The sequence below is a fragment of the Kitasatospora sp. NPDC051853 genome, assembly GCF_044452665.1.
Classification (GTDB): Bacteria; Actinomycetota; Actinomycetes; order Streptomycetales; family Streptomycetaceae; genus Kitasatospora.
In genome coordinates this window covers 48,422-55,785 of sequence record NZ_JBITBY010000012.1, presented here as the reverse complement: position 1 = coordinate 55,785, position 7,364 = coordinate 48,422, and the positions used below count along the sequence as shown (strand labels likewise).

General features: G+C 76.0%; 6 protein-coding genes. 2 read left to right on the top strand and 4 right to left on the bottom strand.

Going from position 1 to position 7,364, the window contains the following annotated elements; genetic code table 11:
- Positions 1 to 267: 267 nt before the first annotated feature.
- From ACIA8O_RS30680 to ACIA8O_RS30665, 4 genes are read right to left on the bottom strand one after another with little or no spacing between them, the layout of a single operon-like run.
- Positions 268 to 678 carry a MarR family winged helix-turn-helix transcriptional regulator gene (locus tag ACIA8O_RS30680; RefSeq protein ID WP_396297243.1) on the bottom strand — a complete coding sequence of 137 codons (411 nt, stop codon included), beginning with the start codon at positions 676 to 678 and terminating at the stop codon, positions 268 to 270.
- Positions 675 to 1,559, bottom strand: coding sequence for an ABC transporter ATP-binding protein (locus ACIA8O_RS30675; protein ID WP_396297242.1), 885 nt, complete (start codon positions 1,557 to 1,559; stop codon positions 675 to 677). The genes ACIA8O_RS30680 and ACIA8O_RS30675 overlap by 4 nt, the downstream gene beginning before the upstream one ends.
- Positions 1,556 to 2,620, bottom strand: a complete 1,065-nt coding sequence (locus tag ACIA8O_RS30670; protein ID WP_396297241.1) for a FecCD family ABC transporter permease — start codon at positions 2,618 to 2,620, stop codon at positions 1,556 to 1,558. Before ACIA8O_RS30670 ends, ACIA8O_RS30675 begins: the two co-directional genes overlap by 4 nt.
- The gene (locus ACIA8O_RS30665) at positions 2,617 to 3,627 is read right to left on the bottom strand and encodes a FecCD family ABC transporter permease (protein ID WP_396297240.1); all 1,011 of its coding nucleotides are present in this window, start codon (positions 3,625 to 3,627) and stop codon (positions 2,617 to 2,619) included. Before ACIA8O_RS30665 ends, ACIA8O_RS30670 begins: the two co-directional genes overlap by 4 nt.
- A 152-nt stretch (positions 3,628 to 3,779) precedes the next feature.
- Between ACIA8O_RS30665 and ACIA8O_RS30660 the strand changes: the two genes are divergently transcribed.
- Both ACIA8O_RS30660 and ACIA8O_RS30655 read left to right on the top strand, forming a co-directional pair.
- On the top strand, positions 3,780 to 5,516 hold the full coding sequence (locus ACIA8O_RS30660) for an ABC transporter transmembrane domain-containing protein (protein WP_396297239.1): 1,737 nt from the start codon (positions 3,780 to 3,782) through the stop codon (positions 5,514 to 5,516).
- The gene (locus ACIA8O_RS30655; RefSeq protein WP_396297238.1) at positions 5,513 to 7,339 is read left to right on the top strand and encodes an ABC transporter ATP-binding protein; all 1,827 of its coding nucleotides are present in this window, start codon (positions 5,513 to 5,515) and stop codon (positions 7,337 to 7,339) included. The genes ACIA8O_RS30660 and ACIA8O_RS30655 overlap by 4 nt, the downstream gene beginning before the upstream one ends.
- Positions 7,340 to 7,364: the final 25 nt, after the last annotated feature.

Sequence of the window (7,364 nt, the reverse complement as noted above, 5' to 3'; positions counted from 1 at the left end):
CGGCCTGGTGGGGCCGCCGGCCCGTGGGGGGGGGGCGCTGGTGGTGTTGTCCCGTGGGGGGGGGGGCGGGGGGGCGCGGGGGGGGGGTGCCGGGGGGGGCGGGGGGGGGGGGGGGCCGGGGGCCCCCCCCACGCCAATGCCATGATCTTGGAGTGGCTGGTGTGATCACGGCGTCGGAGCCGGCCTAATCCCATCGCGTGGCCGAGAGCGACCAGCGAACGGCCGCCACCGCCCCGAACCACTCAAAGATCAATGACGGGACGATCCCTAGGCCAACCGCTCCAGCAGGCCGGCCAGTTGCTTCCGTTCGGCGCAGCTGAGCGGGGCCAGGACGGTGTCCTCCACCGCCGCCAGGTCGGCGGTGAGTTCGGCCAGCAGCGATTCGCCCGCCGGGGTGAGGGAGACCTCGACCCGGCGGCGGTCGCGTACCGAGCGGGTGCAGACAGCGCAGTCGGCGGCCATCAGGTCGTCGACCACCTTGACGATGTCGCTGGGGTTTATGTCGAGGCGGGCGGCCAGTTCTCCCTTGGAGAGGGAGCCGGTCGCGAGGGCCTCCAGGACGGCGACGTGCCACAGGCGCAGGCCGCGTTCGGCGACCCGGGCGGCCAGGCTGGCGCGGGCGTTGCGGCCGGTGGCCGAGATCAGGAAGGTGGTGAGGCCGAGCAGTCGGGTCGTCATCGGGCCGGGTCCTGATCCACCGGGGCGGGGGCGGAGGCAGCGGCCTTGCGGGCGGCGCGGACCACCATCGGGGTGCCCGTCTCCGGATCGGGGACCACCCGGCAGCGGAGTCCGAAGACCCGCTCCACCAGCTCGGCGGTGAGCACTGCGGCCGGCGCCCCCTCGGCCGCGACCGTGCCGTCGGGGCCGAGCACCACCAGGTGGGTGGCGTAGCGGGCGGCCTGGTTGAGGTCGTGCAGGACGGCGACCACGGTGTGGCCGCGCTCCTCGTGGAGTTCGGCGCAGAGGTCGAGCACCTCGAACTGGTGCGAGATGTCCAGGAAGGTGGTCGGTTCGTCGAGCAGCAGGATGGCGGTCTGCTGGGCCAGCACCATGGCGAGCCAGACGCGTTGGCGCTGGCCGCCGGAGAGGTCGTCGACCGGCCGGTCGGCGAGGTCGAGGACGCCGGTGCGGCGCATCGCCTCGGTGACGGCCTCCTCGTCCTCGGAGGACCACTGGCGCAGGAAGCCCTGGTGCGGGTAGCGGCCGCGGGCGACCAGCTCGGAGACGGAGATGCCGCTCGGCGCGTTGGCCGACTGCGGGAGCAGCCCGAGCCGGCGGGCCACCTCGCGGGTGCGGTAGCCGGCTATCGCGGCCCCGTCCAGGTGGACCGTGCCGGCGGTGGGTTTGATGAGCCGGGCCAGGGCCTTGAGCAGGGTGGACTTGCCGCAGGCGTTCGGGCCGAGGATCACGGTGAAGGACCGGTCCGGGATGCTGACGGAGAGTGAACTGGCCACCGTGCGCTGGTCGTAGGCCAACGTGAGGTCCTCGGCGCGCAACCGGGAGGAGGAGGCCGCGGCTGCGGCGGGTGTGGTGGAGGTGGTGGAGGTGGTGGTGGTCATGCGTGGCTCTTTCGCGATTCGCCGATCAGCAGGAGGCAGAGGTAGAGGCCGCCCAGGGTGCCGGTGGCGATGCCGACCGGCATGGGGGCGGGGGCGAAGACCCGTTGGACCGCGAAGTCGCTCGCGGCCAGCAGCAGGGCTCCGGTGAGGGCGGCGGGCAGCAGGCCGCCGCCCGTGCCGCCGACCAGCCGCCGGGCGAGCTGCGGGGCGGCCAGCGCGACGAACCAGATCGGGCCGGTGACGGCGGTGCCGACGGCGGCCAGGGCAACGCCGAGCAGGAGCAGGGCGGTCCGGGTCGGGCCGGTGCGGACGCCGAGCGCGCGGGCGGTGTCCTCGCCGAGGGCGAGCATGCCGAGCCGGCGACCGTACCAGAGGGTGGGCGGCAGCAGCAGGGAGAGGGCGGTGGCGAGGGCGGTGACCTGGGGCCAGGTGCGGCTGTTCAGGCTGCCGATCAGCCAGCTCTGGGCGGCCATCGCGTCCTCCAGGCTGGCGCGGGTGATCAGGTAGGAGTTGACGGACAGCAGGATGGCACTGGTGCCGATGCCGATCACCACCAGCCGGAAGCCGGGCAACCCCCGCCCCGAGGCGAGGAGTTGGACCAGCAGGGCGGTGGCCAGGCCGCCCGCCAGCGCGCCGAGGGCGGTCTCGGTGAGGCTGCCGTGCCGGACCACGATGACCAGCAGGGCGCCGGTGGCGGCACCGTTGGTGAGGCCGATGACGTCGGGGCTGCCGAGCGGGTTGCCGGTCAGGCCCTGGAGGACGGCCCCGCTGACCGCCAGCGCGGCGCCGACCAGCAGGGCGAGCAGCAGCCGGGGCAGGCGCAGGGTGTTGACCACGAAGTCGGCGGCGCCCGGCTCGCCGGTGAGCGCGCCGAACACCTCCCCCGGTGTCAGTCGCACCTCCCCCACGGCCAGGGCGAGCAGGCAGACGGCGAGCAGCAGGACGGTGAGGGCGGCGCAGACGGCGGCCGTCCGGGGGACCAGGCGCACCGACCACCGGCCGCGGCGCAGCACCGGGTGGCCGATCGGCCGGGCCCCTGCCGTGGGCTGACGGGCACTCACAGCAGCACCAGCTTCCGGCGGCGGCACAGGGCGAGGAAGAGCGGGCCGCCGAGCACGGCGGTGACGATGCCGACCTGGATCTCCCCGGGCGCCCCGGCCACCCGGCCGGCCACGTCGGCGGCGAGCAGCAGCAGCGGGGCGAGCACGGCGGAGTAGGCGAGCACCCAGCGCTGGTCCGGGCCGACCAGGAAGCGGGCCACGTGCGGGACGGCCAGGCCGAGGAAGGCGATCGGCCCGGCGGCCGCGGTGGCGGCGCCGCACAGCAGCAGGACGGCGAGGCCGCCGAGGGCGCGGGTGCGGCCGACGGCGACGCCCAGGCCGTGGCCGACCTGGTCGCCGAGGCCGAGCGCGTTGAGGGCCCGGGCCAGGGCGACGGCGATCAGACCGCCCGTCAGGACGAAGGGGAGCACGGCCAGGAGGACGTCGTAGCGGCGCCCGGCGAGCGAGCCAACGGTCCAGAACCGGAACTCGTCGAAGACCTCGGGGTCGAGCAGCAGCACGGCGGAGTCGAAGGCGAACAGCACGGCGGTGAGGGCGGCTCCGGCCACCACCAGCCGTTCGGGGGTGGCCTGGCCGCGGCCCGCCGCGCCGAGCAGGTGGACGGCGACGGTGGTCACGGCGGCGCCGAGCAGGGCGAACCAGACGTAGCCGAGCACGCTGCCGACGCCGAGGAAGCCGATCGCCACCACGACGCCGGTGGCGGCGCCGAGGCTGACGCCGAGCAGGCCCGGGTCGGCCAGCGGGTTGCGGGTGAGCGCCTGCATCAGGGCGCCCGCGGTGCCGAGGGCGGTACCGACCAGCAGGGCGAGCAGGGTGCGCGGGATGCGGTAGTCGTGGACGACGGTGGCGGCGTTCGAACCGTCGGGGTGCCAGAGCACCCGCCAGGTCTCGCCGAACGGGACGTCCCGGGTGCCGACCCAGAGGCTGAGCAGACAGAGCAGGAGGAGCACCCCTGCGGCCAGGGCCAACCCGAGAGTGCGCCGCAGGGCCGACGGTTCGACATTCATAGTTAGGTAAGGCTAACCTGTCTGTTCGATGGAGGTCAATACCCGAACGATCAGCTGACGCTCCGTCAGGACCACTACCACCAAAGGGCTTTGCGACCCGAGCCCGAGATCACCTCACATCACGTCAGTTTCCCCCTCCCGGAAGGACGCCCATGGCCACAGCAGGACCGAGCGGAGGCACCGTCCTGCGCGGCGCACTCCGCGGCCAACGCCGCCTGCTGACCGGCGCCGCCCTCCTCGGGATGGGCCACCAGGCCTGCGAGGCACTGGTACCGGTGGTGATGGGCGCGGTGATCGACCGGGCGGTGGCCACCGGCTCCGCCCCCGCGCTGCTGCGCTGGCTGGCCCTGCTCGCCGTGCTCTTCCTGCTCCTCTCCACCTGCTACCGCACCGGCGCCCGCCTGGCCGAGCGCGCGGGCGAACAGGCCGCCCACCGCCTGCGCCTCTCCCTCACCACCCGGGTGCTCGACCCGTACGGCGGCGCCGAGGCGGGCCACCTGCCCGGCGCGCTGGCCGGCATCGCCACCGGCGACGCCAAGCGGGTCGGCGTGGTGGCCACCGTGCTGCCGTTCGGGGTCGCCGCCCTGGCCGGACTGGGCGTCAGCGCCGCGCTGCTGCTGCGGATCTCGGTGCCGCTGGGCCTGCTGGTACTGCTCGGCACACCGCCGCTGCTCTGGCTCGGCCACCGGATCAGCCGTCCGCTGGAGCGGCGCAGCGGCGTCGAGCAGGAGCGCGCCGCCCGGGCCGGCGGCATCGCCGCCGACCTGGTCACCGGCCTGCGGGTGCTCAAGGGCATCGGCGCCGAGGCGGCCGCGGTGGCCCGGTACCGGACGGTCAGTCAGGACTCGCTCGCCGCCGCGCTGCGGGCCGCCCGCAGCCGGGCCGCGCACGACGGGGGGCTCCAGGCGCTGACCGGGCTCTTCATCGTGCTGATCGCCCTGGTCGGCACGGTGCTGGCGATGGACGGCCGGATCAGCGTCGGCGAACTGGTCGCCGCGGTGGGCCTGGCCCAGTTCCTGCTCGGCCCGTTCCAGGTGCTCACCTGGGCCAACGGCGAGTTCGCCCAGGGCCGGGCCTCGGCCGGGCGGATCGCCGAGGTCCTGGCCGCCCCGCCGGCCGTCCCGGGCCGCCCCGGCACGCCGGCCGCAACCGCCACCGCTCGGACCGCCACCGCCGGGCCCGCCCCCGCTCAGGCCACCGCCACCGGCGGGCTGCGGCTGCGCGGCGTCGGGTTCGGCGCCCTGCGCGGCCTCGACCTGGAGGTCGCGCCCGGCGAGCTGCTCGGCGTGGTCACGGACGATCCGGCGGCCGCCGCCGACCTGCTGCGCTGCCTCGGCCGCGAGGCCGATCCGGCCACCGGCGCGGTCGAGTTGGACGGCACCGGCCTGACCGCGCTCGACCCGGCCGAGCTGCGCCGCTCCGTCCTGGTCGCCCACCACGACGCCGTGCTCTTCGCGGGCACGCTCCGCGAGAACGTCCTCGCCTCCCCCGACGGCGAGCTGACCGAGGCCGTGCTCGCCGCCTCCGCCGCCGACGAGGTGGCCGCCGCGCTGCCCTCCGGACTGGACACCGAGGTCAGCGAAGGCGGCCGTTCGCTCTCCGGCGGGCAGCGTCAACGCGTGGCGCTGGCACGGGCGTTGGCCGCATCCCCCGCCGTCCTCGTCCTGCACGACCCGACCACCGCCGTGGACTCCGTCACCGAGTCCCGGATCGCCGAGCGGCTGCGCGAACTGCGCCGCGGCCGCACCACCGTGCTGGTCACCACCAGCCCGGCCCTGCTCTCCCGCGCCGACCGGGTCGTGCTGCTCACCGACGGCACCGTCACCGCCGACAGCACCCACCACGCCCTGACCGCCGATCCCGCCTACCGGACCCTGGTGCTGGCATGACGACGACCGCCTCGGAGGACCCGACCATGTCCCCGTCCGTCCCCACCGCCCCCTCGGAACGGGAGCTGCTGCCGGTCGCGAGCGGCGCCGCGACCTGGGCCGTGCTGCGCCGCCTGCTGCTCCGTCAGCGCGGCCTGACCGCCGGGGCGCTGGCCGTGCTGGTGCTCGGCACCGCCGTCGGGCTGCTCACCGCCCCGCTGCTCGGCCGCCTGGTCGACCTGGTGGTGGAGAAGGCCGGCACCGGCTCGCTCACCCTGCCGCTGGCCCTGCTGGTCGCCGTCGCCCTGGTGCGCGGGGCGGCCGTCGCGTACGGCAGCGCCCTGGTCGCCCGGCTCGGCGAGAGCGTCCTGGCCACCGTGCGCGAGGAGTTCGTCGAGCGGGCGCTGCGGCTCCCGCTGGAGCGGGTGGAACGGGCCGGGGTCGGCGACCTCACCTCCCGGGTCACCGGGGACGTCGCCCTGGTCGCCCGGACGGTCCGCCAGGCGCTGCCGGAGTTCGCCCGCTCGGTGCTCACCATCGTGCTCACCCTGGTCGCCCTGGCGGTGCTGGACTGGCGCTTCGCGCTCGCCGTGCTGGCGGCCGCCCCCGTGCACTGGCTGACCATGCGCTGGTACCTGCCGAGGGCCGTCCCGGTCTACGCCGCCCAGCGGGCCGCCGCCGGGGAGCTCCAGCAGCAGCTGCTGGACGGCGTCGGCGGCGTGCGGACGGTGCGGGCGCTGCGGCTGACGGAGCGCCAGGTGGCGCTGGTGGAGCAGCGTTCGGACGCCTCCGTCCAGCTCTGGATGCGCGGCACCCGGCTGGTCACCGGCTTCTTCTCCCGGCTCAACCTCGCCGAGTTCATCGGGCTGGCCTCCGTGCTGGTGGTCGGCTTCCTGCTGGTGGACGGCGGCGCGGTGAGCCTGGGCACGGCCACCGCCGCGGCCCTGTACTTCCACAGCCTCTTCAACCCGATCAACGCCGCCCTGGTCCTGGTCGACGACGCCCAGTCGGCCGGCGCCGCCCTGGCCCGGCTGGTCGGGCTCTCCGCCCTCCCCTCCGAACCCTCGCCCTCCCCCGCCTCCGCCCCCGCCCCCGCCCCCACCGACGCCTCGGTCACCGTCGCCGGCCTGCACCACGCCTACCGCGACGGACACCCGGTGCTGCACGACGTCTCCCTGACGGTCCGTGACGGCGAACGGGTCGCCCTGGTCGGGGCCAGCGGGGCGGGCAAGACCACCCTCGCCAAACTGGTCGCCGGGGTGCACCGGGTCTCCTCCGGCTCCGTCCGGCTCGGCGGCGCCGAACTCGCGGAGCTCGGCCCGGCCGGGGTCCGCCGCACCGTCGCCCTGATCAGCCAGGAGGTGCACGTCTTCGCCGGCCCGCTCGCCGACGACCTGCGGCTCGCCCGGCCCGCCGCCACCGACGGCGAACTGCGCACCGCACTCGCCACCGTCGGCGCCCTGACCTGGGTGGACGCCCTCCCCGAGGGCCTGGCCACCGTGGTCGGCGACGGCGGCCACCGCCTGACGGTCGCCCAGGCCCAGCACCTCGCCCTGGCCCGCCTGGTCCTCACCGACCCCCCGATCGCCGTCCTCGACGAGGCCACCGCCGACGCCGGCAGCGCGGGCGCCCGCGAACTCGAGGCCGCCGCCGACGCCGCCCTCGCCGGCCGCACCGCCCTCACCGTCGCCCACCGCCTCACCCAGGCCGCCACCGCCGACCGCGTCGTCGTCCTCGACGGCGGCCGCGTCGTCGAGACCGGCCCCCACGCCGCCCTCGTCGACGCCGACGGCCCCTACGCCGCCCTCTGGTCCGCCTGGTCCGCCGAACGCACCCGGGCCTGAGGTCGAGCCGCTGCCGCCGGCGGAC

What these genes read in the sequence shown, in the direction of transcription:
- ACIA8O_RS30680 (WP_396297243.1), bottom strand. Translation starts at nt 678, where the DNA reads ATGACGACCCGACTGCTCGGCCTCACCACCTTCCTGATCTCGGCCACC.
- ACIA8O_RS30675 (WP_396297242.1), bottom strand. Translation starts at nt 1,559, where the DNA reads ATGACCACCACCACCTCCACCACCTCCACCACACCCGCCGCAGCCGCG.
- ACIA8O_RS30665 (WP_396297240.1), bottom strand. Translation starts at nt 3,627, where the DNA reads ATGAATGTCGAACCGTCGGCCCTGCGGCGCACTCTCGGGTTGGCCCTG.
- ACIA8O_RS30660 (WP_396297239.1), top strand. Translation starts at nt 3,780, where the DNA reads ATGGCCACAGCAGGACCGAGCGGAGGCACCGTCCTGCGCGGCGCACTC.
- ACIA8O_RS30655 (WP_396297238.1), top strand. Translation starts at nt 5,513, where the DNA reads ATGACGACGACCGCCTCGGAGGACCCGACCATGTCCCCGTCCGTCCCC.